This is a genomic window from Streptomyces sp. NPDC014006, from assembly GCF_043088925.1.
In the GTDB taxonomy this organism is placed as follows: Bacteria; Actinomycetota; Actinomycetes; order Streptomycetales; family Streptomycetaceae; genus Streptomyces.
The window spans coordinates 138,297-163,593 of record NZ_JBICAJ010000003.1; the positions used below are offsets into that span (position 1 = coordinate 138,297).

20 protein-coding genes, 1 tRNA gene and 2 pseudogenes are annotated in these 25,297 nt (G+C 72.6%); 7 read left to right on the top strand and 16 right to left on the bottom strand.

Features of this window, described 5'->3' with window-relative positions:
• The first annotated feature begins 103 nt into the window (after positions 1-103).
• Positions 104-901 carry a Pr6Pr family membrane protein gene (locus ACF1GV_RS12775; RefSeq protein WP_391679835.1) on the top strand — a complete coding sequence of 266 codons (798 nt, stop codon included), beginning with the start codon at positions 104-106 and terminating at the stop codon, positions 899-901.
• A 33-nt stretch (positions 902-934) separates the two neighbouring features.
• Positions 935-1,008, top strand: a tRNA-Pro gene (locus ACF1GV_RS12780).
• 352 nt (positions 1,009-1,360) lie between these two features.
• Here ACF1GV_RS12780 and ACF1GV_RS12785 read toward each other — a convergent pair.
• From ACF1GV_RS12785 to ACF1GV_RS12840, 12 genes and pseudogenes are all read right to left on the bottom strand, one after another.
• Positions 1,361-1,522: pseudogene (locus ACF1GV_RS12785) on the bottom strand (phosphotyrosine protein phosphatase); the annotation flags it as partial.
• A gap of 28 nt (positions 1,523-1,550) precedes the next feature.
• Positions 1,551-3,047, bottom strand: coding sequence for a DUF6177 family protein (locus tag ACF1GV_RS12790; RefSeq protein ID WP_391679837.1), 1,497 nt, complete (start codon positions 3,045-3,047; stop codon positions 1,551-1,553).
• Positions 3,005-3,457 (bottom strand): hypothetical protein, encoded by a 453-nt coding sequence (locus tag ACF1GV_RS12795; RefSeq protein ID WP_391679838.1) that lies wholly within the window; start codon positions 3,455-3,457, stop codon positions 3,005-3,007. The genes ACF1GV_RS12790 and ACF1GV_RS12795 overlap by 43 nt, the downstream gene beginning before the upstream one ends.
• Before the next feature lie 205 nt (positions 3,458-3,662).
• Positions 3,663-4,193 (bottom strand): Pycsar system effector family protein, encoded by a 531-nt coding sequence (locus ACF1GV_RS12800; protein WP_391679840.1) that lies wholly within the window; start codon positions 4,191-4,193, stop codon positions 3,663-3,665.
• A gap of 84 nt (positions 4,194-4,277) precedes the next feature.
• Positions 4,278-5,843: a DUF4407 domain-containing protein gene (locus ACF1GV_RS12805; protein ID WP_391679841.1), complete on the bottom strand. Its 1,566-nt coding sequence runs from the start codon at positions 5,841-5,843 to the stop codon at positions 4,278-4,280.
• A complete protein-coding gene (locus tag ACF1GV_RS12810; RefSeq protein ID WP_391679843.1) occupies positions 5,836-6,912 on the bottom strand; it encodes a hypothetical protein in 1,077 nt (358 codons plus the stop codon). Before ACF1GV_RS12810 ends, ACF1GV_RS12805 begins: the two co-directional genes overlap by 8 nt.
• Complete coding sequence (locus ACF1GV_RS12815) at positions 6,909-9,188, bottom strand: hypothetical protein (RefSeq protein ID WP_391679844.1); 2,280 nt, start codon at positions 9,186-9,188, stop codon at positions 6,909-6,911. The genes ACF1GV_RS12810 and ACF1GV_RS12815 overlap by 4 nt, the downstream gene beginning before the upstream one ends.
• Positions 9,181-9,594 carry a hypothetical protein gene (locus tag ACF1GV_RS12820; protein WP_391679845.1) on the bottom strand — a complete coding sequence of 138 codons (414 nt, stop codon included), beginning with the start codon at positions 9,592-9,594 and terminating at the stop codon, positions 9,181-9,183. The genes ACF1GV_RS12815 and ACF1GV_RS12820 overlap by 8 nt, the downstream gene beginning before the upstream one ends.
• Positions 9,573-9,962, bottom strand: coding sequence for a hypothetical protein (locus ACF1GV_RS12825; protein ID WP_391679847.1), 390 nt, complete (start codon positions 9,960-9,962; stop codon positions 9,573-9,575). Before ACF1GV_RS12825 ends, ACF1GV_RS12820 begins: the two co-directional genes overlap by 22 nt.
• Positions 9,963-10,058: 96 nt before the next feature.
• Positions 10,059-10,766 carry a Crp/Fnr family transcriptional regulator gene (locus tag ACF1GV_RS12830; protein WP_391679849.1) on the bottom strand — a complete coding sequence of 236 codons (708 nt, stop codon included), beginning with the start codon at positions 10,764-10,766 and terminating at the stop codon, positions 10,059-10,061.
• A gap of 212 nt (positions 10,767-10,978) precedes the next feature.
• Positions 10,979-12,775: an LCP family protein gene (locus ACF1GV_RS12835; RefSeq protein ID WP_391679850.1), complete on the bottom strand. Its 1,797-nt coding sequence runs from the start codon at positions 12,773-12,775 to the stop codon at positions 10,979-10,981.
• A 191-nt stretch (positions 12,776-12,966) separates the two neighbouring features.
• Complete coding sequence (locus ACF1GV_RS12840; protein ID WP_391679852.1) at positions 12,967-13,329, bottom strand: ArsR/SmtB family transcription factor; 363 nt, start codon at positions 13,327-13,329, stop codon at positions 12,967-12,969.
• Between the two features lie 167 nt (positions 13,330-13,496).
• Here ACF1GV_RS12840 and ACF1GV_RS12845 point away from each other — a divergent pair, with 167 nt between their 5' ends.
• Positions 13,497-13,889, top strand: a complete 393-nt coding sequence (locus tag ACF1GV_RS12845) for a BlaI/MecI/CopY family transcriptional regulator (protein WP_391679854.1) — start codon at positions 13,497-13,499, stop codon at positions 13,887-13,889.
• Between the two features lie 76 nt (positions 13,890-13,965).
• Positions 13,966-14,139: pseudogene (locus tag ACF1GV_RS12850) on the top strand (M56 family peptidase); the annotation flags it as partial.
• A gap of 191 nt (positions 14,140-14,330) precedes the next feature.
• On the opposite strand, the gene ACF1GV_RS12855 reads toward ACF1GV_RS12850, so the two are convergent.
• Positions 14,331-14,954: a hypothetical protein gene (locus ACF1GV_RS12855; protein WP_391679856.1), complete on the bottom strand. Its 624-nt coding sequence runs from the start codon at positions 14,952-14,954 to the stop codon at positions 14,331-14,333.
• 214 nt (positions 14,955-15,168) lie between these two features.
• Here ACF1GV_RS12855 and ACF1GV_RS12860 point away from each other — a divergent pair, with 214 nt between their 5' ends.
• Entirely contained in the window at positions 15,169-15,381 is a 213-nt protein-coding gene (locus ACF1GV_RS12860; RefSeq protein WP_363266360.1) for a DUF4287 domain-containing protein, read from the top strand.
• 280 nt (positions 15,382-15,661) lie between these two features.
• Positions 15,662-19,639 (top strand): hypothetical protein, encoded by a 3,978-nt coding sequence (locus ACF1GV_RS12865; RefSeq protein ID WP_391679858.1) that lies wholly within the window; start codon positions 15,662-15,664, stop codon positions 19,637-19,639.
• Here ACF1GV_RS12865 and ACF1GV_RS12870 read toward each other — a convergent pair.
• Positions 19,636-20,382, bottom strand: a complete 747-nt coding sequence (locus ACF1GV_RS12870) for a PIG-L deacetylase family protein (protein WP_391679860.1) — start codon at positions 20,380-20,382, stop codon at positions 19,636-19,638. The genes ACF1GV_RS12865 and ACF1GV_RS12870 overlap by 4 nt on opposite strands.
• A gap of 206 nt (positions 20,383-20,588) precedes the next feature.
• Here ACF1GV_RS12870 and ACF1GV_RS12875 point away from each other — a divergent pair, with 206 nt between their 5' ends.
• Positions 20,589-21,383 (top strand): glycosyltransferase family 2 protein, encoded by a 795-nt coding sequence (locus tag ACF1GV_RS12875; protein WP_391679862.1) that lies wholly within the window; start codon positions 20,589-20,591, stop codon positions 21,381-21,383.
• Here the strand turns inward: ACF1GV_RS12875 and ACF1GV_RS12880 are convergent.
• Positions 21,371-23,305: an NAD-binding protein gene (locus ACF1GV_RS12880; protein WP_391680421.1), complete on the bottom strand. Its 1,935-nt coding sequence runs from the start codon at positions 23,303-23,305 to the stop codon at positions 21,371-21,373. The two genes, ACF1GV_RS12875 and ACF1GV_RS12880, sit on opposite strands and share 13 nt — an antisense overlap.
• Positions 23,306-23,413: 108 nt before the next feature.
• Entirely contained in the window at positions 23,414-25,240 is a 1,827-nt protein-coding gene (locus ACF1GV_RS12885; protein WP_391679863.1) for a prolyl oligopeptidase family serine peptidase, read from the bottom strand.
• Positions 25,241-25,297 lie beyond the last annotated feature (57 nt).

A 25,297-nucleotide genomic window follows, 5' to 3' on the forward strand; every position in this document is an offset into this window, starting at 1 on the left:
AGGTGGCACGGAGAGTCCCGGAGTGGACGGGCCGCCCGGGGAATACCCCGGACGGCCTATCCCAAAAGCCCCTCTTCGCCCCTTTCCACCTAACTTTGGGAGCATGACCGCCCCCATACCCAGGGACATCCCGGACCTGCCCGCGATACCGGGAACCCACCCCGCCGTACTGCCCTCACCGGTCCCCGCCGCGGCAGTGATCCCCCCGAGACGCCGCCCGCTCACAGCGGCGTACCGCGCGCTGCTCACACTCCTCGCCACGGCGGGAGTGACGCTCTACATCCTCCTGGGCAGCCCCGCGCGAGTGCTGTCCTACTTCACGATCCAGAGCGGCATCCTGCTTGCCGTCGTCTCCCTCTTCTCGGCCCGCCGCGCCTGGACGGCCCGCCGCCCCCTCCCCTCGGCCCTGACCGGCGCCACGCTGCTCTACGTCGTGATCACGGCCCTCGTCTACCACCTGCTCCTGGCGAACACGGCGAGCCCGTTCGCCATGGCCGGCGCCGGCGCCCCGACCGGCTGGCAGGCGGTGGCCAACCAGCTCCTGCACACGGTGGCCCCGGCAGCCGCGGTCCTGGACTGGCTGCTGCTCACCACCCCCGGCCACCTGCACCTGCGCCAGGCGGTGACGTGGCTCGTGTACCCCCTGGCCTACCTGGCCTTTTCCCTGGTCCGCGCGGAGTTCCTGCTGCCCGGCACACCGGCCCGCTACCTCTACCCCTTCCTCGACGTGGAGCAGCACGGCTACAAGAGCGTGCTGGCGAACGCACTGCTCCTGGGCCTGTCCTTCTACGCCCTGGCGATCGCCCTCGTGATCCTCGACCACGCCCGCCCCAACCCACTGCGCCGCCACCCGCGCCCGCGCTCCGGAACCGGATTTCGTCTCCAGCCGCCGGTGGGCTAAAGTAAACGACGTCGCCGCGACAAGCAGCGACATCGGGGTGTAGCGCAGCTTGGCAGCGCGCTTCGTTCGGGACGAAGAGGTCGTGGGTTCAAATCCCGCCACCCCGACGCCGTAGTACCAGGTCAGGGGCCTGATCCGCAGAGCGGGTCAGGCCCCTGAGTGGTTTCCGGGGTCGTTTTGGGAGCCGTTTGGGAGCCGACTTGTGGGTCCGGCTCCCAAACGGCTCCCGCCTCGCGTGAGGGCGTTGCGCGGATCCCCCGTGGCAGATGCAGCACACGAGGGAAAACGGGATGAAGGTCTGAGTCCTGAGTTCATGGGTCGGTGGCGCGATCGCGCTGGGGCCCGCTGGTGTGTCGGTCCGCAGGGTAAGTACGCACGCGAGCAGGCACAAGTCGCGCAAGTTGCGCAAGTACGGCGAGGAGAGCCTGTTCGGTGGCTGACTGGCGAGGCTGACGGCCGTCATGTCGCCGTCGAGATGCCAAGGTCGGCGAGCAGGCCGCGTACGCGTCGCTCGACAGCGTCCCGAAGCGGTCGGACGGCTTCGACACCCTCACCAGCAGGGTCGTCGATCTGCCAGTCCAGGTACCGCTTGCCGGGGAAGATGGGGCACGCGCCTGGGCAGCAGCGGGAGCCGAGAGGACGGTGTCCGTCAGGACGGTCGGGCGCCTGTCCCGCTTCCACATTTCAGGTGTTCGTCGATGTGTCGCAGGCGTTTCCAGGCGGCGGGGTCGGTGCCGTCGCCGAGCGGGTAGTGCAGGGCGGGGCGAGCGGCAGGGCCGAGCTGAGTCGGGGTGTTGTCCGGCAGGGCATTGCGGGCATGGCTGATGTCGAGGTCGGCCACGGCATCCGGCCCGAGAGTGAGAGAGACCGGTATCGACGGCGGTTCGTAGTGGGCCGGAATAGTCAGGTCCGCGCGCGCCACACGTAGTTCGCTGATCATGGTGGCGAGGTTGTGCCGGGCCGCAAGGGAACCGGCGAGCCGGGGCAGCAACTCGATCGGGGCTCGCTCGTCCGCGGCGTAGCCGAGAGCCAGGGTGATGTGCTCCTCTACGCCCTCTCGCGTGTGAGCGATGCGCAAGGTGGCGATCGCAGGGCGGTCGACGGTGCCTACCGCGACCGCCCAGGTGGGCTGGGCCTGGCGGGCGCGGCTGCGGGCCAGGTCGGTCAGTTGCCTTGGCGACCAAGGGACGTTGACGGGCTCGGCGGTGGCCCATCCGGCCGGCGGCGACCCGGTGAGGGTCTGCCAAGCATCCTCCAGAGCGCCACCGAGTACCAGGTGCTCGTGGGCGGGGTAGATGGTACGGATGGACAGCAGCAACTGCCGTTCACCGCCCTTGCCGAGGGGAGGCTGGAAGGCGTCCGCGATCCGGAGGCCGTTGTCGGCAGCGGGGGTGAAACGTCCGTCGTGCCAGCGCAGTATGGCTCCGGAGAGGGCGTCGTAGTAGCCGTTCTCGGGGTGGCGTACGACCCAGCGTGCGGGCATGCGCTCCAGCACGGTGCGGGTGGGCAGGCTCAGCCGGGTATTGGGGGACGTGACGAGATACAGCTCCCGTCGGTCCTGCGCCACGGTTCGCACCACTTCGGTCAGCCATGTTGTAGCGGCAACGACGGGGCGGTCGTAGATGACGATGACGCTTTTGTCGGTCAGCACATCCGCATCGGTCAATACGTCCACGTCAGCGGGCGGGACCGTCTCCGCGCCCGTGGGGGGCACGGTCACGACGTCGGTCTGGGCGACTTCGGGCGGCCATGTGGTGCCGCCGAGCAGCGCCGTCAGCCGTCCCGCGACCGAGCCAGCGAGCAGCCTGGCCTTTGCGATGGCGGTGGAAGCCCGCACCTCGGTCCACCACACCGGTTCCTCTGTCCGAAGGCCGGCCCCCAGCAACCGCTCCGCCTCGCCGGGCACTTGCAGGTACCGGGGTGCTTCCACGGAGACCAGGAGCTGCCCATCGTCCGTGCACAACTGAGCGACGGCTCCTCCACCGGCCCGGTTCACGCGCAGGTCCGGGCCGCCGGCGTGCAATGCGGCCAGCAGGCTTTTGGTGTCGGGCATCCGCGGTGTCAGAGCGATGACGTCCTGGGACATGTGCTTGCTTTCTGTTCTCAACGAGCGCGACGGCTTGAAACGAGCGCCGGCGGTGACCACACCGTGAGGTCACGAAGGCCGGCGAGCGGGTTCCGCCCGGTCCTTCCTGCGTACTGGCTCCAGGCGTCCCCGGCCTCCTCGGGACGTCGCAGCACGTGGTGGTCCCAGAGGTCCCGCAGGACAATGAGCGCCTCGTCCAGCGTGAACTCGCCCCGCAGGTGAGTCACGAAGTAGTGCTCCACCTCAACGCCGTGGGCACTGATGGTCGCGCCGCGGGCGTTTCCGCTCCAGTCCTGCGGAGTGAAAGGGACCTCGGACCGCGCCCGCCTCACGACATCGATCACTTCGACAACGTTCAGCGGGTATTCCCCGATGTCGCTTGCCCAGTACCCCAGAACACTGAGCTCCTCGGGGCCGTTGAAGCGCGGCTCCCTGAATGTGTTCCAAAAGTGATAGGGAGTACGGGTCACGGCTAGCTAGTCGACGTCACCGCGATCACCCGGCCCGTGGACACGGGCTGCTGCACCATGCTGCCCAGCCGGCTCTCCTCGGCGACCTCCTGCGCGGCCGCGACCTGGATGGACAGCGGTCTCGGTATTCCGCGCAGCCCTTTTGGGAGGGGTCGGGCCCCTGAGTGGTTCGTGGCCGTCTTCTGTTGCCTCGCGTGGGCCGGCGCTACGCCGTCGCTCCCGTCACCACGCCCAGCACGGTGAGGGCGCAGAATGCGGTTCCCCAGATCAGGGCGTGGCGGATGCACCGGTATTTGGTCCAGGCGATCTGGGACAGGGTCACCAGTTGGCTCAGGTCGCGGACCGTGGGGTCGGTCTGGCGGATGGTCTGCTCCAGGTGCGTGATCGACGCCATCCTCACGTCGCCGAAGTAGTGGGTTCGGGAGCGGTGGGGACGACCGAGCCGTGGGGTCACGGCCAGGCCCAGCAGGACGAGCGCCGGGGCACAACAGGCGCAGCCCGTCCAGAGGAGCAACTGCGCGGCGACCGGGTAGTGCCGCGGCTCGACGGCGCCGCTGCCGATCGCGCCGAGCAGTGCGGTCAGGGCCGCGCCCAGCAGCCCCAGCATCATGCCGGCCCTGCTGTCGGCCTTGACGAGTTCCTCACGGACTTCGGACAGCATGATCCTCGTGAGCTGCGCTCCCCCGTCGGAAGGGGTGCTGGTGCTCGGACCCGCGTCTTCGCCGGGCGTGGTCATGGCTGTTCCTCCTTCGCGTTGTCGGCAAGCGGCCGCCCCGTGTGCGAGGCGGCCGCGGGTCGTTGTTCGGAGCAGGCAGTGGTGTCAGACGGCCGACGAGCGGCGGATCTCGTCCTCCAGTGCGTTGATCGCCTGCCGGACCCGAATGTTCATGGCCGCGGTGTGTTCCCGGAACGCCGCCTCCTGCTCGGCGCGGTGGCGGCGCACCTCCTGCTCGATGCTGTCCTGGGCCATCTCCAGATTCGCCAGGGCCCGGCGCTCCGTGAGCCGGACCTCCTCGGCGTGGATCTTCACTGCGCTGTTGCTCTCGTCGGCCAGCATCCGGTCGTACGTCGTCTCGCCGCTCTGGAACTTCACCAGCACGGGGAGCACGTCGAGGAACACGAACAACAGCCGTACCAACCAGATGCGTGCGGCCAGCGAAGGGTTTCCGCTCGCCAGTTCGTCGAGCGCCCGGATCCGCTCCAGGGCACCGATCTCTTTCTGCTTGCCCCGCTCCTCGGCCAGCCGCCGGTCGATGGCGTCGGCCCGCGCCTTGCGGAAGTCGCCCCGGGACGAGGTCAGCTCACTCTCCATCACCGAAATGCGGCTGTTCATGGCGGCGAGTCGCTGCTCGTTCTCCTTGGTGCGGTGGGTGTTGCGGTAGTCCTGTGCCTTCTCACGCAGGCGCAGGCACTCCGACGTCCGCTCAAGACGTCCCGTTGCCACCACGTAGATCAGCCGACGGCATTCGTCCCGCACCTCGGAATCGATGGCGTCCAGTGTGCTGGTCTCCCCGTCCACACGCTTCTGCAACGCGGCTGCGTCGGAGCGCAGGGTGGTCAGCTCCTCCGCCCGCTCGCCGGGCGCCGCGCCGAAGGAGAGGATGTACGCCGTGTCGCAGCCCGCCGGGGTGGCGGTCTGCGTCGTGGACGGTACGGGGTTGCAGCGGATCAGGTTCGTGCGCAACTGGTCGATGGCGTCGGAGCGTTCATCGGCGACATGCTTCTCGATCGCCGTCTGGAAGATGCGCAGCACGAGCGGTTCGGCGATCACCACGCCGACGAACAGGGCGATCAGCAGCCGCATCACCAGGGGCCCGACCCGTCGCCGCGCGTTCGGCTGTGGCGTGACCAGCCAGCGGTCGAGGTTGAGCACGAACAGCATCCAGATGGCCGCGGGTACCAGCGCGACGGGGGAGGGCCGACCGAGTGCCTCGCTCGCGAAGTTCCACATGGAGAACGCCGCGATGACGGACGTGCCCAACACCACCCCGCCGAGTGCGGTGTACTTGCTCCGCTCGTACCGGACCCGCGCCAGCAGCTCCTCGTCGACGCCGGTCAGGGTGCGCAGACGCCCCGCCACGTCGAGGACGATCGGGCGGCGGCCGGCAGCCGGCGCCGGCATCGCGTCACCGGACGGGCCCGGCCGGGGGCCGTCCCCCGTCGTGCGGGCGGTGGCCCGGCCGTTCACCGCACGGGACGCGGCGCCCTGACCAGTGCCGCGCGCCGTCGTGCGGGCGGTGGCCCGGCCGTTCACCGCACGGGACGCGGCGCCCTGACCGGTGCCGCGCGCCGCCCGGGTGGCCGTGCCGCCCTCAGCGGCCTGGCGCTTCGCCTTGCTGGAAGCGTTGCGGGAAGCCGTCACGTGGTTCGTCGCGAAGTCAGTCAACGAGATCGTCCTCGTCCTTGACGAAGCCACCCTGCGGGTCGCGTGAGCCGTCGCGGCCGTCAGCCGCGCGACCGCGGCCGGCCGGACCCGACTCGACCATGCGGACGGAGTCGGCGGCGGACCCGGCCACGGGCGATGCCAGGCCGCCGGTCTCCCGCAGGACCTGGTCCAGGACCTGGTGGTAGTCGACGTACTCGCTGCCGCCCATCTGGCGCAGCAGCGTCAGCAGCAGCTCGCGGCGCAGCTGCACCTCCGCCGTTTCCTGCGCGTGCGCGTGGGTCCGGTCCGCCACCTCGGCCTTGTGCCGGCGCACCGACTCCTCCTCGGTGATCCGATGGATGCGCGCCGCGACCTCGGTGACGTCGATCTCCTTGCGGGCGACACCGAAGGCGTCCACGTGATCCGAGCCCTGGGCGAACAGTTCCGCGATCCGCTGGGCGTCCTCGGTCTCGAAGTCACGCTGGCCGCGCTGCAGTTCCCAGGCGCGCCGCTCGTCACGCAGTTTCTGCTCCCAGTTGCGCAGGTCGTCCGAGGCGGCGTGCACCTCGGCGCTGACGAACTCCACGCTCATGCCGGCGACCCGCGGCGGCACGATCGCGCTGTAGGCGGTCATACGGTGGCCTACCTCGGCGCGCACCGCGTTGATCTCCTCCACACGGTGTCCGGCACTCACTCTCGGCAGCTCGCCGTCGCCCATCAGATAGGCGCGCAGGGGCACGGTGACGTCGATGATGCCCTGCCGGGCGACGACGGCCGGATCGATCACCTGGCAGGTGAAGGACGTCCGCATCGTGAAGGTGTCCGCCTCGCTCACCGAGGGCAGCGGGCGGTCCACGTCGACCAGACGCGCCCGGGTGTCGACCAGGCTGACGGAGGAGGCGTCCAGCACATCGGGATGGGCCGGGTCGAACACCATGCCCTCGGGGAACAAGCGGTAGTTGCCGCCGGTACGGAAGACGTAGGCGGCGCCGGGCGGCAGCGGGGGCACGTCTTCCCGGCGGCGGCGCCGGGACCACCAGGCGCCCTGCACCGTGGCCAGGATGTGCTCGGTTATGACGGGGTAGTTCACTTGACTCGGCCTCCTTCAGCGGAAGGGGAGGATGGGGTGGACAGGGAGGGTGTGGCGGGGCCCTTGCGGCCTCCCGGCCGGCCGCGCAGTGTGCCGAGGAGCACCTGCGCCAGCTCCCGGGTTCCGGGGATCGCGTAGTCGGGGTGTCTCAGGGCGATGGGCAGGTGCCGGCAGAGCGCCGCCCATTGGCGCGGGCTCATGACATCCCGCATGACGTCGCCGAGTTCGCGCACGGCTTCCGTCACGGACGGGTCGTCGCGCAGCTGCACCAGCGTCCGGCACAGCGCGCCGACGGCCCTGCTGCGGTTGCTGCTGTGCAGGACATCCGCCCACAGCGCCCCGAGGTGGCGGGCACTGTCCGGGACCGCGCGCAGCAGGGCCGCGGCGACGGGCTCGGGAGCGTCCAGCCGGGCGGCTTCCAGAAGCTGCGCGGCGTTGCGCAGCGCGATCACCCGCTCCCGGGAACCAGGCGCCGCGTTGCGAAGGACGGTCCGTGCGTACCGGAGCGTGAGCAGGGCCCGCTCGGGGTCCTGTTCGGCGCTCTGCAGCAGCAGGACCAGGGAACGGCGGGCCGAAAAGGCGATGCGCTCGCCGCGGTGCGTCAGGAACCACAGCCAGTTGAGCGCCTCCATGCGGTACAGCGAGCCCAGGCGGCCCGTCAGCGCCATGGCCGCCGTCACCGCCCGGCCGGGGCCGTTGTTGTCCGTCCAGCTCAGCACGGTGTTCAGGGCCTGCGGAGCGAGGTGCTCGGACTCACACATGAACTGCAGGGTCAGGGCGGCGGTCACCCGCTGGCTGGTGAAGCCGTCGGACCACACCTTCAGCAGGTTCTCGTCGACCTCGACCAGCGCGTACCGGGCCAGCAGTGCCACACCCCGGGCCACTTCGGTGCGGGTCTCCAGGTCAGCGAGCAGAGCCAGTTCGCTCAGCCACTGGCGCATCGGGTACCAGAGCGCGTAGCCGTACAGCTCGTGCAGTTCGGCGATGACCAGTTCACGGATGCGGGGCGAGGTGAACACCAGGCGCCGCTCGCTACGGCCGGCGTCACGTCCCGGGCCGGGCCGGTGTTCGGTCGTCACGAGCCCGACCGCGTGCTCCCGCCACCGGACGCGGGACTGGTCGTCCACGGCGCCGCTCAGCGGTGTCGCTGTCGAGCCGCCCAGCTCCGCGAGCGTCTGCTCACCGCTCAGTTCGAACGTGCGCACATGAGCGGCGAGCGCGGCACAGTCCCTCTCGAACTTCCGCTCGGGGATGCCCTCCACGAAGGCCAGGGCCGCGAGGGGGAGCAGGTCGCCCGCGGACGGCCTTCGGCTGAACCACTCGTGGACCCGCTCCCGGTACCGGTCCCTCAGGGTGTCCAGCGCCGACTCCGCACCTTCCCGGGACAGGGTCACGGCCGCGGCGACGACGTCCGCGGGCCGTCGCTGTTCGCCGATCCGCCGCAGCAGTTCCCGCTCAGCGTCCGCTTCGAGGGGGGCGTGCGGCAACCGGCTCCTGCAGTGCTCGAACAGCACCACGGGATCCGGGGCCTGCCAGGCAACGCAGTGGTCCCGCAGCGCCAGCCGCCGATGGGCCGTGTCCCCCGCCGTGATCACCAGATACGAACCCTGGCGGCGCAGCTTCTCGCTCAACCGCTCGATCCCGTACGCCTGCACGGCCTCGACGTGCAGTTCGCCGACGTAGTCGACGATGACGTACCCCTGTCCTGCCTTGAGGTCCCGTGAGCCGGCCAGGTCGGCGAGAGCATTGGCGGGTGACAAGGAGCGGAGCCTGGCCTGTTCACCCAGGACCGCCCTGAGGAGAGCGAGGGAGCCGGCACTGCGCCCGCAGTTGTCCTCGCCGGTCAGCACGACGAGCCCGTGGTCGCGCAGCTTGGTACGTGCTTCGTCGAAGCAGGGCTGCGGAGGGACGTAGAAGCGCAGGGCACGGTCGGCCTTCTCGGGGTCGATGGTGCCGGGGGCGAGTCCTGGGGACGAGGCGGTACCGAAACCGAACGCGGCTGAGGAGGCGTCGACGACACCGTAGAAGTTGTTGTTGACGAGCTGGTGGACGCGGCTCAGATCGTCGTAGCCGCGCTCGTCCTCCTCGCGCTCGTCCGGCTCCTTGCGCCGTTCGGGGGCCGCGTTTCGGCCGGGGCCCGCCTCCCCGGCCGGCGCGTGGCCCGTGTCGTCCGGTGCCGCGGGTGCCTCCTGTGACGTGTCGGGTGCTTCGTACTCCCCGGCAGAAGGGAGGTCCGTGGCGACCGGCCCGCCGTCCGGGTCGGAGGCGTCAGGCACCGGTGCTCCCGAAGCCGAAGACCGCGCCCCGGGCGTCCACGGGTCCGCTCATGTTGGTCACATTGATGCTGTCGGCACGGTAGTCGTTGCTGATCCCCGGCGCGCCGCCCGCGGCGGCAGGCGCGGGCCGCCCCGCCGTGGGCTCCCCTGACGCCGGGGCCGCGGAACCGTGCTCGTGTGAGGCGGTGGCGGCGTCGAGTGCGAGCACGCGCAGCCAGGCCGGAGCCTCGTACTCCTTCACGTGCACGGCGACGCGGGTGAAGTCCCCGGTGCGCAACGTCGTGTGGCCACCGGCCACATGGGACCGGAACACGTCGTCGGACAGCAGCACCGCCAGGTCAGCCTCGGGGTGCGCGGCGAGGGCGTCGTAGAGGGCGGGTGCGTTCAGCAGACGCGCCGTGGCCACCACGGCCTACCGGCGAAGCCGTTGTCCGCCAGTTCCACGAGTCCCTGGTGCACCACGGTCCGCAGCCGCAGCCGGGCCCGGGGGACGCGCTCGGAGTTGTACTCGCGCAGTTCCGCGGCGAGATGGCGGACGTAGTCGTCGACCAGACGCGGCTCGGTGCCGTCCACGGGACGCACCGCGAGCTGCTCGTCGCCCTTGCGCTGGATCTGCCACTGAGCGCGGTCGTAACCGGCGCCCCTGGCGGCGCGGTCGAGGAGGCGCGGCAGGTCATGCTGGGTTTCGGACTGCCTGCGGTCGTTCCTCTCCCCGTAGGCCTGTGCGTCCACGGCTATGCATGTGCAGGGGTAGAACCCGGGCCACTCAACCACCCGATCATTCCTCTCTGGGCAGGCGGCCATAGGCGAACACCGCCTATGTAGCGCGTGCACGAGAGGCTAGGAGAAGGGCCGGGAACTGATCCCGTATCAGTACGGGTTGTGAGCCACGACTTTGGCGAATTCCAGCAGTTTCGGAACGTCACAGATGGTTATGGTTCGGTAACTGCGTTCCACCAGTCCCTTGGCGGTCAGAGCAGCCAGGCTTTTCTCGGCCGTGTTGAGCGCCAGACCGGCCAAAGAGGCCAGCTCCCCCTGGGTGAGCGTCACGCCGAGGTCGCACCGCCTGCCGTCGCCGTCCGGCAGGGGCTGGCCGTATGCCTGACTCAACTCGGCCAGCACCCGGGCCAGCCGGGTCAGCGAGTCGTAGGCCCGGAAGTCGATCCGGCGCCGGTTGGCCCAGCGCAGCCGGGCGCACAGCATGTGGAGGATGGCCCGCATGGCGTCCGGATGACGGGTGAGAAAGGTCTCCAGGGCTCCCACCTGGATGACCCGTGCGGTGACGTCACCGCACGCGATCACCGTGCCGGACCTGGGCCGTTCCTCGAACGCCGCCATCTCGCCCACCAGGTCACCCCCTATGCGCACCGAGAGCAGCATGTCGTAGCCGCTCTCCGTACTGGCGACGACCTTGACCACCCCGCTCGTCAGCAGCAGGACGTGCCTGCTGTCGTCGCCCTGCTGAAGCAGCGCGCGATGCGGCGGATAGGTGATCGGCGTCCCCTGCCGCAGAAGTTCGACGCGCGTCGCGTCGCGCAACCGGCCGAGAAAGGTGGACGGTGGCCATGCCTGATCCACGAACACCCCCGGCGATCTCTGTGCGGCTCGGCGCGCTGTTCACGCCCGACCATGCTGCCTTCCCGCCGCGCTCCGGCAAGGGGACTGAACCGCATGTGGCTTGATCGGTCTCTTCGCTGCCGGAATTGATCGAATACAGATTCGCAAGAGGAACTCCCCTTCGTCCTCCCGCTCGTCGGCACGCCGACGGCTTTACGCAAGCGGTGAGGGGCTCACGCGTCCGAGTCCGGTCGGGTCCGGGCTGCCGTGTACGCCTGGGCCGGTGTCATCGGTACGCCGTTCAGCTCGACCGTCTTGTACGGGCTGACCTTGGCGCACGTCTTGGCCTGGTCGGCCGTCTGGGCGTGGGCGTCGGTCGTGGCCGCCTTGGTGTCGGCAGGGGCCGGGGTTGAGGCGGTGCCCGGGTAGCTCATGCCGGACGGCCAGTCGCTGCCGATCACCAGGGTCAGGCCCGCGCCGGTGCCTTCCTTGAGATGGGGGGCCGGCAGGTTCAGTGCCTTCGCCAGGGTCTCGGCCTGTGCCTTCTGTCCCGCGCCGTAGGTGAGGGTCGTCGCCGCGGTGCGGCTCGGGGCGTTCGCGGTGCTGGTGCTCCGGCTGAAGCCCTGCTCCGTCAGCGCCGTCGCGACCGCGGAGGCCCGGCCGGTGATCGCCGTGCCGTTCTCCACCGTCACCGCGATCTGCGACGCCGGGACGGGCGGCGTGGACTGCGCGGCGGTGGCCTCCCCGGTGGGCGAGGCCGTCGTCGAGGGCTTCGCGCCCTGCGCCGCCGACAGCGACTGATCGTTCGCCATGGTCGCGAAGAGCGTCTTCGCGCCGGGGCCCACCACCACACGGTCACGGTTGCGCGGGTCGGGGGCGGTCTGCATCGTCGTGAACGTCATGGCGTTGGTCGGGACCTTGTCGATGTCCGTCGCCAGCCCGACCAGCTTGCGCACGCTGTCCAGGCCGTCGTCCACGGTCAGCGCCTTGGTCGCGGCGTCGGCGAGGTCGTAGACCGCGGTGGGGTCGGTGAGCGTGCCCGCGCTCTTGAACTTGCGGATCATCGCGCTGAGGAAGATGTGCTGGGAGACGGTACGGCCCAGGTCGCTGCCGTCGCCGAAGCCGTGCCGGGAGCGGACGAACTGAAGGGCCGCCACGCCCTTGAGCGTGTGGGGGCCCCGCGAAAGCTTCAGGTGCGAGTACGTGTCGTAGACGTCGTCGCTGACGCAGACCGAGACGCCGCCGACCGCGTCGGACATCTTCACCACGCCGGAGAAGTCCAGCTGCACGAAGTGGTCGATGGGGATGCCGGTGAGCTGGTGGACGGTGGCCACCTGGCAGGCCGGGCCGTACTCCAGCGCGCTGTTGATCTGGCCGTAGTAGCCGCGGGTCGAGCGGCCGGTCGACGCGTTCTCGCACGCCGGGACCTGCGTCATCGTGTCGCGCGGGATGCTCATCACGGTCGCGTTGGAGCGGTCGGCGGATATGTGCACCACCATCTGCACGTCCGCGTTCCTGCCGCTCTGCACCCCGGTCTTCGCGCAGCCGCCGCCGAGTTTGCAGTCCTCCTCGCTGGTGCGGCCGTCCGAGCCCATGACCAGGATGTTGATCGGGGTACGGCCGAAGGCGTCCGCCGTCTCCGTGCCGCCCTTGCCGTCCAGCGAGACACTGTTGATGTTGCCGTTCAGGTGCTCGTAGAACCACCAGCCGGCGCCGGCCGTGACGAGGACGAGGAGCGAGAGGCAGATTCCGGCGGCCCTCAGCAGGCGCCTGCCCCGCCCGAGCTGCCGGGGCCGTCGGCGTGCGCTGCCGTTCGGGCGGGAGCGTCCCTGCGGGCCGGCGCCCTGTGGGCCGGCGCCTTCGCCTCGGCGGTCCCGCTGACGGGGCGGCCTCTGCGCTGTACGGCGCCCGCCGTCCGGACCGGGCCCGGGCCCGTGCCCGTCGTCCGCCCCGGGTCCGCGCCCGCCGGGCACCCGGGTGCCGCGGTTGCGCGTGGTCCGGCCGCCCGGGCCGTTCCACGGCTCGCTCATCTGCCACTCCCCTGAACGCTCGCTCGGGCACTTTGCTTGCGTAATTGCGCAATCTAACAAACATCGAGCTGTGGCAGTACGGCACCTGTCCGGCACCACCATCCCTATACAGGGGAGGCACGTGAGCCACGTGCGGTTCCGCGACGTCCGTCACAGCACGATGCCGTGACCGCCTCGGGGTCGTAACGCTCTCAGCCGCCGATCCGGCGCAACCGGTGGGCCGGAACGGCGGGCTGGTCGGCGCGGGCGGTCATCTGGCCGACCATGACCCGGACCAGCGTGACGACATCGGGGTCGTCGATGTAGTAGATCTGCCGCCGCCCCTCGCGCCGGGAGCGCACGAGCCCGGCGAGCTTCAGCTTGGCCAGGTGCTGGCTGACCGCGGGCAGCGCGCCGCCCACCCGGTTCGCGAGGTGCGTCACGTCGCTCTCGCCCTGCGACAGGGCCCACATCAGGTGGAGCCGGGCCGTCGACGCGAGCAGTCCGAACGCGGCGGCCGCCTCCGCCAGCACCTCGGCGGGCGGGTCCTCGAAGCCCCCGGCGCTCTCCGTCACAGCCCTCTCCCGTCCCACCCTGTTCCCAGCAGGCGCCTGTGCGCCCACCCATCGTAGAAGGGGTGCCCCACCGCCTTCGTTCGTACGGCTGCGAGCGACCGCGCCTTTGTACGATGTGACGCTCACCCCACGGGGAACCGGGCGAGCGGAGGCGGAAGGGAGGCGGCGTGCGGGAACCGGAGCCGCAGTCGCACCGTCGGCGCAGGGCCAACGGCACGCTGGAGACGCGGGTGCTCGCCGCGCTGCACGAGGCCGACGGGCCGGTGACCGCGGGCTGGGTGCAGGAGCGTCTGGCCGCCGGCCTCGCGTACACCACCGTGGTGACGGTGCTCGCCCGCCTGCTGGCCAAGAACGCCGTCACGCGCCGGCGTGAGGGGCGGTCGTTCGTGTGGATGCCTGCCGCGGACCCGGCCGGGCTCGCCGCGCTGCGGATGCGCAAGGTCCTGGACGGCGAACAGGACCGGCGGGCGGTGCTCGCCAGCTTCGTCACCGGGCTGCCGGAGGGCGACGAGCAACTGCTGCGCGAACTGCTGGACCGGGCCGGTGGCGAGGAGCGGTAGGAGAGAGGAGCGGCGGACGGGGATCTTCGTCTTCCTTCCGCTGGTGCTGCCGCTGACCGCCTGACCCGTCGCGCGCCTGGCGGAGGAGCGCCTGGCCGAAGGGCGCCCGCATCCCCGTACGGCGACGGTGCTGCTGACCGGCGTGTCCACGGTCATGGCCCTGTGCAGCACCGCGTGCCTGGCGCTGCTGATGGTGGTCGGCACCGCGCAACTGCCGGGCAATCCCCTGCCGGACGACTGGTCGGATCCCGCCCCGGCGGGTCGCCGCTCTCCGCGGGCCGGCGCCCGCCGTGCGGGCGTGGCCGTCCCTCTTCACCGCCGTGGGCCTGGCCCTGTGGACGGCGGCCACCGGGGCCGTGCTGTCCGCGCTGTTGTCGGCCGACTCGGCTGTCATCCTGCTGTGCCTGCTCCGGGCGGCGACGCCCCTGCGACCCGCGCGGATCAGGACAAGCCCTTGGGCGCCTGCTCCCCCGTCAGCGCTTCCCCCACCCGGTCGAGCAGGAAGGGCACGACCCCGCGCTCCAGCAGGGCGAGTTCCCACAGCTCCCTGGCCCGTTCGGCGTCTACGACCGTGTCGGCCGCCGTATCCGCCTCCCGAGGCCCCGTCGCCCACAGCCAGACCACGTCGGCGACCGCCGCTCCCACGGCCAGGGCACCGATCAGCAGGCCCGCCGTGAGCAAGCCGTCGCCCACGTAGGGGCGACCGTCGAAGAAGCGCAGGCCGTACCCGGTCAGCAGGAAGGCGGCCGCCACCACTGCGGACACGCCGGGCAGGAGCACCGCCGGAGGAGGCAGGACCCGGCGTGCGCCGGCCGGTCCCGCGGCGGCGTCGGCAGCGGGTCCGCACGCCGTGGGCAGCAGGCGGGCGTAGTCCCGGTACTCGGCCTCCGCCGCGGCGGCGATGGCCGTACGCTCGCGCACCGCGCGGTTGCGCAGCTGTTCGCGGTCGACCGCGCCGGCCGCGCGGCCGAGGGCGTCCCGGACCGGTCCGCACTCCAGGGCCCGGTCGAGCACCCGCTCGAAAACGACGGCGAGCTCGGGCGCCGGCGGTCCACCACACGTCATACGTCCCCCGGAGGAAGGTGAGGACTGGCGAGTGTAATGGTCCGCGGATTGCGCAAGCTTGAAAGACTCAACAGCGGGGTAGCAGGGCCCGTGCGGGAGGCCGGAAACCGGCATGTGACGCAGCCCACTCCCACCGGCCGATCAGTCGTCGCCCGGTCACCGGTCATAAGACGTGACACGAAAAGAGCGACAGCACGACGAGGGAGCCGCAGAGATGACCGACGCCGTCAAGGGACCCGCCTCCTACTTCCCCTCCATCGAGAAGAAGTACGGCCGTCCGATCGCCGAGTGGCAGGACGTCATCCGGGCGGCGCTGCCCGCGAAGCACATGGACCTCGTGCGCCTGCTCAAGACGGAACACGGACTGGGCCACGGCCACGCCAACGCCCTCGTCGCCCACACCCTCGCCCAGGCCGGCAAGCCGTAACCCGGCGTTCCCCTCACCCAAGGCGAGACCCCGCCCGTCGCACCGTCCGGCACCGGTCCCTCCCCTCGTGCGGACCGGTACCGAGCGGTGCGGACGGTATCGACCCGGGCCGTATCGGCGGTCGGCGCGGGTCGAGAGCGGCGGATCTGGGATCCTGCCAGAGCGGGCCCGTCCGGAGGAGGCCGATCCGTTCGTCCGGCGGCGTCCGCGCAGGTCAGCCGTATAGGGTGAGTTTTCCGGTCCGGACGGAAGACGCGGGGGAAGTAAGGGGTGGGACACCTTGAGTTCCGACTCAGGGGCACGCACGGCCTTCGCGGAACGGCTCGCGCTGCTGTACGGCGAGGCCGGTAACCCGCCGCTCAAGCGCGTGGCCGAGGCCGTGGTCCGGCTGCAGCGCGTCGACGAGCGGGGGCGACCCGTCCGTGTGTCCGCGCAGCGGATCAGCGACTGGCGGCGGGCGCGGAACGTACCCGCGCAGTTCCCCGCCCTCGCCGCGGTGCTCCAGGTGCTCATCCCTCAGGCCCGCCGCTCGCAGCCCACCCCGGTGAGTCCCGGCCTGTACGACCTCGGCGAGTGGCAGCGGCTGTGGGAGAGCGCCGTGGCCGACCCGGTCGTGGAGCGCCCCGCGCACTCCGGACAGGACCCGCCGCAGCCCGAGGAGAACGCGTCCGTGCCCGGCGGGGTGTGCCCCTACCGCGGGCTGGCCTCCTACCGGCAGCAGGACGCGCGCTGGTTCTTCGGCCGGCGGCGCAGCACGGACAGCCTGGTGGAACTGCTGCGCTCGGCCGAGCGCACCGGTGGCCTCGCGATGCTGGTGGGCGCCTCGGGCGCGGGAAAGTCGTCCCTGCTGAGCGCCGGTCTGGTGCCCGCACTGCGCGAGGGCGTCCTCGACGACGGCCCGGAGCGGACCGTGGTGCAGATGGTGCCGGGCCCCCATCCCCTCGCCGAACTGCGCCGCCGTGTCCCCGGGCTGCCGGCGGCCTCCCCCGGGCCGCCCGAGGCCCCGGAGGAACCGTCCACGGGCCCCGACCCCGACGCCGTGCGGGGCGCCGTCGCCGCCTGGGCCGGGGACGGGACCCGGCCGGTGGTCATCGTGGACCAGTTCGAAGAGACGTTCACTCTCTGCGCCGACGAGGACGAGCGGCGCGCCTTCGTCCGGCTGCTGCACGCCGTCTGCGCGGGCGAGGATCCCCCCGTACTCGTCGTCCTCGGCATTCGTGCCGACTTCTACGAGCGCTGTCTCGCGCATCCCGAGCTGGCCGACGCCCTCCAGCACCGGCACATGGTGCTCGGTCCGCTGACCGGCGCCGAGCTGCGCGACGCGGTGACCGGTCCGGCCAAGGCGGTCGGCCTGGAGCTGGAGGCGGGGCTGGCCGAGCTGATCGTGCGGGAGGTCGGCGCGGACGGCCCGCGCGGCGCGCACGACGCGGGGGTGCTGCCGCTGCTGTCGCACGCCCTGCTGGCGACCTGGCAGCGGCGCAAGGGCGGCCGGCTGACGCTGGCCGGCTACCGGGCGGCGGGCGGGATCCAGGGCGCGGTCGCGGCGACGGCCGAGCGGGCCTGGGCGGACCTGGACCCGGCGGCGCGTACGGCCGCGCGGCTGCTGCTGCTGCGGCTGGTGCGCCTCGGCGAGGACACACAGGCCACCCGGCGGCGCGGTACCCGGCGGGAGCTGGCCGCGGAGGCCGCCGATCCGGACAAGACGCAGGAGTCGCTGGAGGCGCTGGTCCGGGCACGGCTGGTGACGCTGGACGCGGACACGGTGGAGATCACCCACGAGGCGCTGCTGCACGCCTGGCCGCGGCTGCGGGACTGGATCGACGAGGACCGCTCCGGGAACCTGCTGCGCCAGCGGCTGGAGGAGGACGGCCGGGCCTGGGAGGCCTCGCACCGCGACTCCTCGCTGCTGTACCGGGGCTCCCGGCTGGACCAGGCCCGCAACTGGGCGCACGGCGCCGGGGACACCCTGCTCACGCGCGGCGCGGTGGAGTTCCTGGCCGCCTCGGTACGGCTGCGCCGGCGCACGGTGTGGATCAGCCGGGCGGCGGTGTCGGCGCTGGTGGCGCTCGCGGTGGTGGCGGCCGGTGCGGCCGTGGTCGCCTGGCAGCAGCGCGACGACGCCGTGTTCGAGCAGGTCGTCGCCGAGGCGGACCGGGTGCAGGACACCGACCCGTCGCTGTCCGCGCAGATCGACCTGGTGGCGCACCGGCTGCGGCCGGGTGACGAGGGCACCCGCAACCGGCTGGTGTCGATCGTGAACGCGCCGCTGGCGACCCCGCTCACCGGACACACCGGTGCCGTGTACCTGACCTCGTTCAGCCCGGACGGCCGCCTGCTGGCGAGCGCCGGCTACGACCGCACCGTACGGCTGTGGGACGTGGCCGACCCGCGGCGCCCGAAACCACTTGGCCGGCCGCTGACCGGGCACGCCAGCTGGGTGAGCAGCGCCGTGTTCAGCCCCGACGGCCGCACCCTGGCCAGCGCCTCGGACGACGGCACGATCCGGCTGTGGGACGTCACCGACCCGGCCCGGCCGCGTCCGCTCACTGCTCCGGTGCGGGGGCACGCGGGCACGATCTACCTGCTGGCGTTCAGCCCGGACGGCCGCACCCTGGCCTCCGCCGACGAGGATCACACGGTACGGCTGTGGGACCTGGCCGAGCGGGCCCGCCCGAAGCCGCTCGGGGAACCGCTGGCCGGGCACGGGGCCGCCGTGCGCTGTGTGGCGTTCAGCCCGGACGGGCGCACTCTCGCGGCCGGCGGGGACGACGCGGCGATCCGGCTGTGGGACCTGTCCGACCGGCACCGCCCGCGGCAGCTGCCGGCGGAGCTGACCGGGCACCGGGCGACCGTGCACTCCGTGGCGTTCAGCCCCGACGGGCGGACCCTGGCCAGCGGCAGCGCCGACGACACGGCGCAGCTGTGGGACGTGGCAGACCCGCGCCGGCCGCGGCGGCTCGGCGCACCGCTGACCGGGCACGCGGGCCCGATCTGGTCGGTGGCGTTCAATCCGCAGGGCACCCTGCTCGCGGCCGGAAGCGCGGACTCCACGGCCAGCCTGTGGAACGTGACGAATCCGGCGTATCCCTCGCAGGTCGGAGAGCCGCTGGCGGGCGGCAGCGGGGAGATGTACACCGTCGGCTTCCGCCGGGACGGGCGGACGCTGGCGACGGGCAGCGGGGACGGGAGGGTGCGGCTGTGGTCGGTGCCGACGTCGGACATGGCGGGGCATGTCGGTGCCTTCCGTCCGGACGGGCGCGTCCTGGCGACGGCCGCCGAAGACGGCCTGGTCCGGCTGTGGAACGTCACGGCGCCGGGGCGGCCGGTGCGCCTGGGACAACCGTTTCCCCCCGGGCAGGGCCACATCCGGCGGATGGTGTTCTCCCCGAACGGGCACACCCTGGCCGTCCTCATGGCCAGCAGTGAGATACGGCTGTGGAACGTCACCGATCCCGCGCACCCCGTGGCCTACGCCCCGCCGCTCGCGCTGCACATCCGCTACGCCGGGGGCGACGCGCTGACGTTCAGCCCGGACGGCCGGGTCCTGGCGTCCGCCTACGACGACCGCACCATCCAGCTGTGGAACGTCACCGACCCGGCCCGCCCCCGCCCGCTCGGCACACCCCTCACCGGACACCAGGGGTACGTCTACACGCTCGCGTTCAGCCCGGACGGCCGCACCCTGGCCAGCGGCAGCGCGGACGCCACGGTCCGGCTGTGGAACGTCACCGACCCCGCGCACACCGTGCCGCGCGGCCGCCCCCTCACCGGGCATCGCGGGCCGGTCAACGTGCTCGCCTACAGCCCCGACGGCCACACGCTGGCCAGCGGCAGCGACGACGACACGGTCCGGCTGTGGAACGTCACCGACCCCCGCCGCGCCACCGGCTTCGGCCACCGGCTCACCGGCCACACCGAGGCGGTCGTCTCCCTGACCTTCAGCCCGGACGGCCGCACCCTGGCCAGCGGCGGCAACGACACGACCGTACGGCTGTGGGACGTGGCCGACCCCTCCTCGGCGGAGCCGATCGGCGCGGCGATGAGCGCCCGGGCCCGCACGGGCAGCTTCCTGTCGTTCGCCCCGACGGGCCGCATGCTCGGCGTCTCCAGCGGCGCGGACACGGTCCGCCTGTGGAGCCTGGACGTCGACACGGCGATCCACCACATCTGCGCGACCACCCGGGGCGTCCTGACCGCAGAGAAATGGCACGAATACCTGCCCCGCCTGTCCTACGACCCACCGTGCCCGGAGCCCTAGGCCTCGGCGAGACCATCGCCGTCCCGGCGGATGTACCACTCCGTCCCCATCAGCCGCTCCTGTTCAGCTGGTTGCAGTGCGGCGACGCGGCCCGGCAGTGCGCCGCGCTCGACCTCGCTGCGGTGGGCGAGCACCGCGCGGAGTTTGCGCGGGAGCCAGGGGCGCACGTCCAGGGTCGTGGTGACCTCCGCGTCGGGCACACTGTGCGTCGGGCGGCCGGGGCGCATCAGGCGCGGGCCCAGCGCGCGGGCGGCGGAGTCGGGGTGGGTGGCCAGGTACAGGGCGCGCGGACGCCATGGGGCGCCGGTGCCGGGATGCAGCTCGGGCCGGCCGGCCTCGGCCACCGCGAGCGCGGTGACGCGGTGGGTGCGGGCGTGGTCGGGGTGGCCGGTCAGCCCGCCGAGGGCGTCGTGGGTGACGACGGCGTCGGGGCGGATCTCGCGGATGTGCGCCACCAGCCGCCGTACCGCCTGCTGGAGCGGTGCGTCCAGGAGGCGGGCCGCGCCCGGCGCGGAGTCGGGGACGCGGGCGTCGGCGTAACCGAGCAGCCGTGGCTCACCGGCGCCCAGGACGCGCAGCGCCTGCGCCAGCTCGACGGTGCGTCCCGTGCCCTCGGCCCACGTCGCCGTCACGACGGCGGTGCGCGCCCCGGCTTCGGCCTGCCGGGCCAGCAGACCACCCGCGGACAGCGACTCGTCGTCCGGGTGGGCGAACACGGCGAGCAGGCTCGCGGAGGGAGTCATGCGGCGCATCTTTCACCTGGCCGGACGGTTCGCACAGAGGTCACCTTTCCACAGCGTGCAAAAGAGGGTGACCGGTGCCTCCACGGTGTACGGAGGGCTTGTTACGCTGGAATCGGCCCGGTCGCTGGTGTCTCCCCCGTCATCAGCGACCGGGTTCCTTGCTGAGCGCTTCGTCTCTGTTACGGAAAGGCAGGTGGGGGTCGCCCGTGTGCCGGCGCGTCGTCATCGTCACCGCGGTCCACGCTCCCTCGGCGCCCTTTCTGCCCGACGCCCATGCCTCGCTGTGTGCGCAGGTGCTGCCCGACGGCTGGACGTGGCACTGGGTGATCCAGCAGGACGGTGAGAGCGACGCCGTACGCCCGTACGTCCCCGACGACCCCCGGATCACCTTCCGGCAGGGGCGCCGCGGCGGTCCCGGTGTCGCCCGCACCCTCGCGCTCGCGCACGCCGACGGTGAGTATGTGAAGGTTTTCGACGCCGACGACCGGCTCGCCCCGGGCACGCTCGCCCGTGACCTGGCCGCACTGGAGGCCGACCCCGGACTCGGGTGGGCCACCTCCCGCGCTCTGGACCTGCTGCCGGACGGCACGACCGTGGGCTTCCCCGGCGACCCGGACGAGGGGCCGCTCGAGCGGGGCGCGGTGCTCGGCTTCTGGGCGGCGAACGACTACCGCGCCCAGGTCCACCCGGCCACCCTCTTCGTCCGCCGCGACCTGCTGCTCGCCCTCGGCGGCTGGATGGCGCTGCCGGCCTCCGAGGACACGGGCCTGCTGCTCGCCCTGGACGCGGTCAGCCCGGGCTGGTTCACGCGGGAGGTCGGCCTGTACTACCGCAAGTGGGACGGCCAGGTCACCGGCCAGGCCTCCCACGTGGACCCGGTCGAGCGCCGGGCCCGCATGGCGGTGGTGGAGGCGCGGGCGCGGGCGCTCGCCGGACTGGGCTGGGACTCCCGGCGTCCGGGCCGGCCGTCCGCCGCACGGGTCCCGCATCAGGTCCGCTGAGCGGCCGCCCGGCCGCGCCGGCCCAGCAGTTCCGCAAGACCTCGCCGGGTCGCCGCCAGGATCACCCGGTCCTGCGGGCGCAGCACATACGTCTCGGGCAGGTCCCACACCAGACCCGACGGCCGGGGCTCCGCCGCGTCCGGCTCGGCCGGCTGCTCGGCCGACGCCGCCGTGTCGAGGGCCAGCACACGCCACGACCCGGCGCGGAAGGCCTCGCCCACCGTGCGGCCCTCCAGCTGCGGATGCCCGGCGACGTCCACCGCCGCGAAGAGCAGCACCCGCCGCTCCACCGGGATCGCGCCGAGGATCTGCCGGCCGAGCATCGCCGCCGCGAAGGCGGGCGCCGACAGGTGGGACACACTGCGGCTGCGGGTCCGGGCGTGCGGGTGCGCGGCGCGCAGGGTGCGGTACACCGCGGTCGCGAAGTCGTCGTCGTACAGGCGCAGCACGGTCCGCAGGTCGGGGCGGATGCCGCGGGCGTACAGCACCGCCTCCAGGTTCGTGGTGTCGGAACTGGTCACCGCCAGCAGCGCCGCCGCCCGATGGATCTTGGCGGACTCCAGGACGCCCTCCTGCGTCACGTCCCCCAGCACCACCGGCACCCGCAGCCGCCGCGCCGTGGCCAGCCCCCGCGCCTCCGCACCGGCCTCCACGCACACCACCGGCACGTCCAGCTCCCGCAGCCGCGTCAGCACCCGGGTGCCGATCTTGCCGAGGCCGAGCAGCACCACATGCCCGCTCAGTCCGCGCGGCGGCTTGCGCAGGGCGGACGCGCTGCGGAAGGTGCCGAGCCCCTCCAGCACCGCGGCCAGCAGCACCGGCAGCAGCAGCAACCCGACCAGCCCGGACAGGAGTTGGAGGATCTGCCGGCCGGTGGTGGCGCCGACCGCCGGATCGTTGATGGCGAACAGGTCCAGCAGCGTCAGATACAGCGCCCCGAGCGGATGCACCCCGGTCACCAGCCACAGGGCGACCGCGAGGGCGAGCACACAGCCCGCGAGCCCGGCCAGCGACCAGCGCAGCCGCCGCGAGAACAGCGACCCGAGCGGCGGTACGACGCCCCCGATGCCGCGCCGCGCCCCGGCCACCGGCGCCGACGTGCCGTCACCGGCGTACGCCACCTGCTCCAGCACCACCCGGCCGCACCGCCCGGCGGCCTGGCGTACCGCCGCCGTGTCGGGCAGCAGCTCGGGGCCCCGCTCGTCACCGCCCTCCGCACCCGGCGTGCCGCCCCCGGGCGGTGACAGCAGCGCCAGCGTCGCCAGGCCGGGGGTGGTCTGCTGTCCGCGCCCCGGCGGCTGTTCGACCGCGCGCAGCAACAGCCCCTCGGTCTGTACGACCTTGGTGGTGCCGGCGACGGCGGCCGCGGCCAGCGCGGGCGCGGCCGTGTCGGCGTCGGACAGTACGGTCGTCGACGCGTCGCCGGTGTCCTCGCCGGTCGCCAACGCGGCTGCCTGGTCGAGGAGTTCCTCGATGTGCTGGCCCAACCGCCGGTTGTACAGCCGCAGGACGAGCGGGAGGCGCGGGTTGAGCCGGCGGGCGGTGAGGGCGGCACGGATGTTGGTCTCGTCGTCGTCGTAGACGAGCGCCAGCGCGGCCGCCCGCTCCACGCCCGCGTCGGCGAGCACCACCTCGGTCGGCTCGACGGCCTCCACGAGCCGCTCCTGCCGGCCGGCCGCGTCACCACCACCGTTGCCACCGCCGTTGGCACCGCCGTTGGCACCGCCCGCGGCGCCGAGGCTGACGGCGGCGCCGACCACCCGGTCCAGCAGCGCCGCCGACACCGCCCGGGCCCGGCCGACGACCGGCGGCCGGACGGTGCGCTGCGCGGACGGCACGACGAGCGTGACCTGCTCTCCGTACACACCGCGCAGCTCGGCGGCCAGCCGGTGCGCGAGCGCGTCGTCCCCGCACACCACCATGTGCGCGGCCGCGTCGGCCGGGGCGCTCTGACTCGGAACCGTTCCCACGAGGGGACAGACTGCCCCACCCGGCGGCTGGTTCCACCGGAGCACCGGCAGGGACGACCCCTACCGCTTCGGCAGGTACCGCTCCGCGAAGTCCAGCTCCAGCCGAACCTGCTTGATCCGCTCGTCCACGACCAGCGAGCCGTGCCCGGCGTCGTAGCGGTACACCTCGTGGACGGCCTCGCGGGCCTGCAGCCGCTTGACGTAGTTCTCGATCTGGCGGATCGGGCAGCGCGGGTCGTTCACCCCGGCCGAGATGTAGACCGGGGCCTTGACCTGGTCGACATAGGTGATCGGCGAGGACGCCTCGAAGCGCTCCGGGACCTCCTCGGGGGTGCCGCCGAGCAGGGTGCGGTCCATCGCCTTCAGCGCCTCCATCTCGTCGTGGTAGGCGGTGACGTAGTCGGCGACGGGCACCGCGGCGATGCCCAGCGTCCACAGGTCCGGCTGCACGCCCAGCCCCAGCAGGGTGAGGTAACCGCCCCAGGAACCGCCGGTGAGGACCAGCCGCTGGGGATCCGCCAGGCCCGACTCGACGGCCCAGGCGCGCACCGCGGCGATGTCCTCCAGCTCGATCAGGCCGACCCGGTGCTTGAGGGCGTCGGTCCACGCCCGGCCGTACCCGGTGGAGCCGCGGTAGTTGACCCGCACGACCGCGTACCCGTGGTCGACCCAGGCGGCCGGGCCCGCGGCGAAGGAGTCGCTGTCGTGCCAGGTGGGACCGCCGTGGATGTCGAAGACGGTGGGCAGCGGCCCGCTGACCCCGGCCGGCTTCTGCACCAGGGCGTGGATACGGCCACCGGGCCCCTTCACCCACACGTCCTCCACCGGCACCGAGCCGGGGGACTTCAGGCCGGGCGGGTCCAGGACCACACCGCCGACCGTCGAGCGCACCGCGGACGGTTCGGCGGACGACGACCACAGGTACTCCACCGCGCCGTCCGGGCGGGCGGTCGCCCCCGACACCGTGCCCGGCGGGGTCGGGATCCTCGTCAGCTCGCGCGCCGCGAGGTCGTAGCGGAACAGCTCGCTGCGCGCCTCGAAGCTGTGCGCGATGAGCAGGGCGCTGCCGTCCGGATACCACTCGGCGCTCACATCACCGGGCAGCTCGAGCGCCAGGTCGCTCTCCTCGCCGGTCGCCACGTCCCACACCAGCGGCTCCCAGCGGCCGCGGCGCTGGTGCCCGATCAGCAGCCGGGTGTCGCCGTCGACGGGAGCGAATCCCAGGACCTCCAGGCCCAGCTCGACCGTGCCGCCCTTGGTGTCGTCCAGTTCGGCGACGGTGGTGCCGTCGGGGCGGACCACGCGCAGCGCGGAGTGCATGGCGTCGCCGTGCTCGGTGTGCTCCAGGGCGATCAGCGTGCCGTCGTGCGAGAGGTCGCCGACGCCGGCCGACTCCCGGTGCCGGTAGATCTCCACCGGCTCCTGGCCCTCGCGCGCCAGATGGATCGTCGTACCGTCCTCGTCGGTGGAGCGGCCCACCACCGCCGTACGCCCGTCTCTGCCCAGGGCGAGACCCGCCGGGTAAGAGGGGCCGAGGCCGGGGGCGCCCGGCTCGTCCGCGCCGCCGGTGAAGGGCTGGCGGCGCCAGACGCCGAACTCGTCGCCGTCCTTGTCGTCGAACCACCAGATCCACCGGCCGTCGGGGGAGAGCACGCCGTCCGTGGTGCCGTTGGGCCGGTCGGTCACCTGGCGCTGCTCGCCGCTCGCCCGGTCCCAGGCGTACAGCTCGTACGTCCCGGTCGCGTTCGACACGAACAGCGACCGGTCCGGGGCGTCCTCGGCCCAGTCCGGCAGGGACACACGGGGCGCGCGGAAGCGCTTCTCCCAGTCCGGCATTTCCTGGCTCTGCTGCCGTCCCTGCGAGACGGACCCGTTGCTCTCAGTCATGGGCCCATAGTGCCTGGTCCTCCGGCGGTTTGGCCGTGCCCCTCCTCAGCCTGTGGA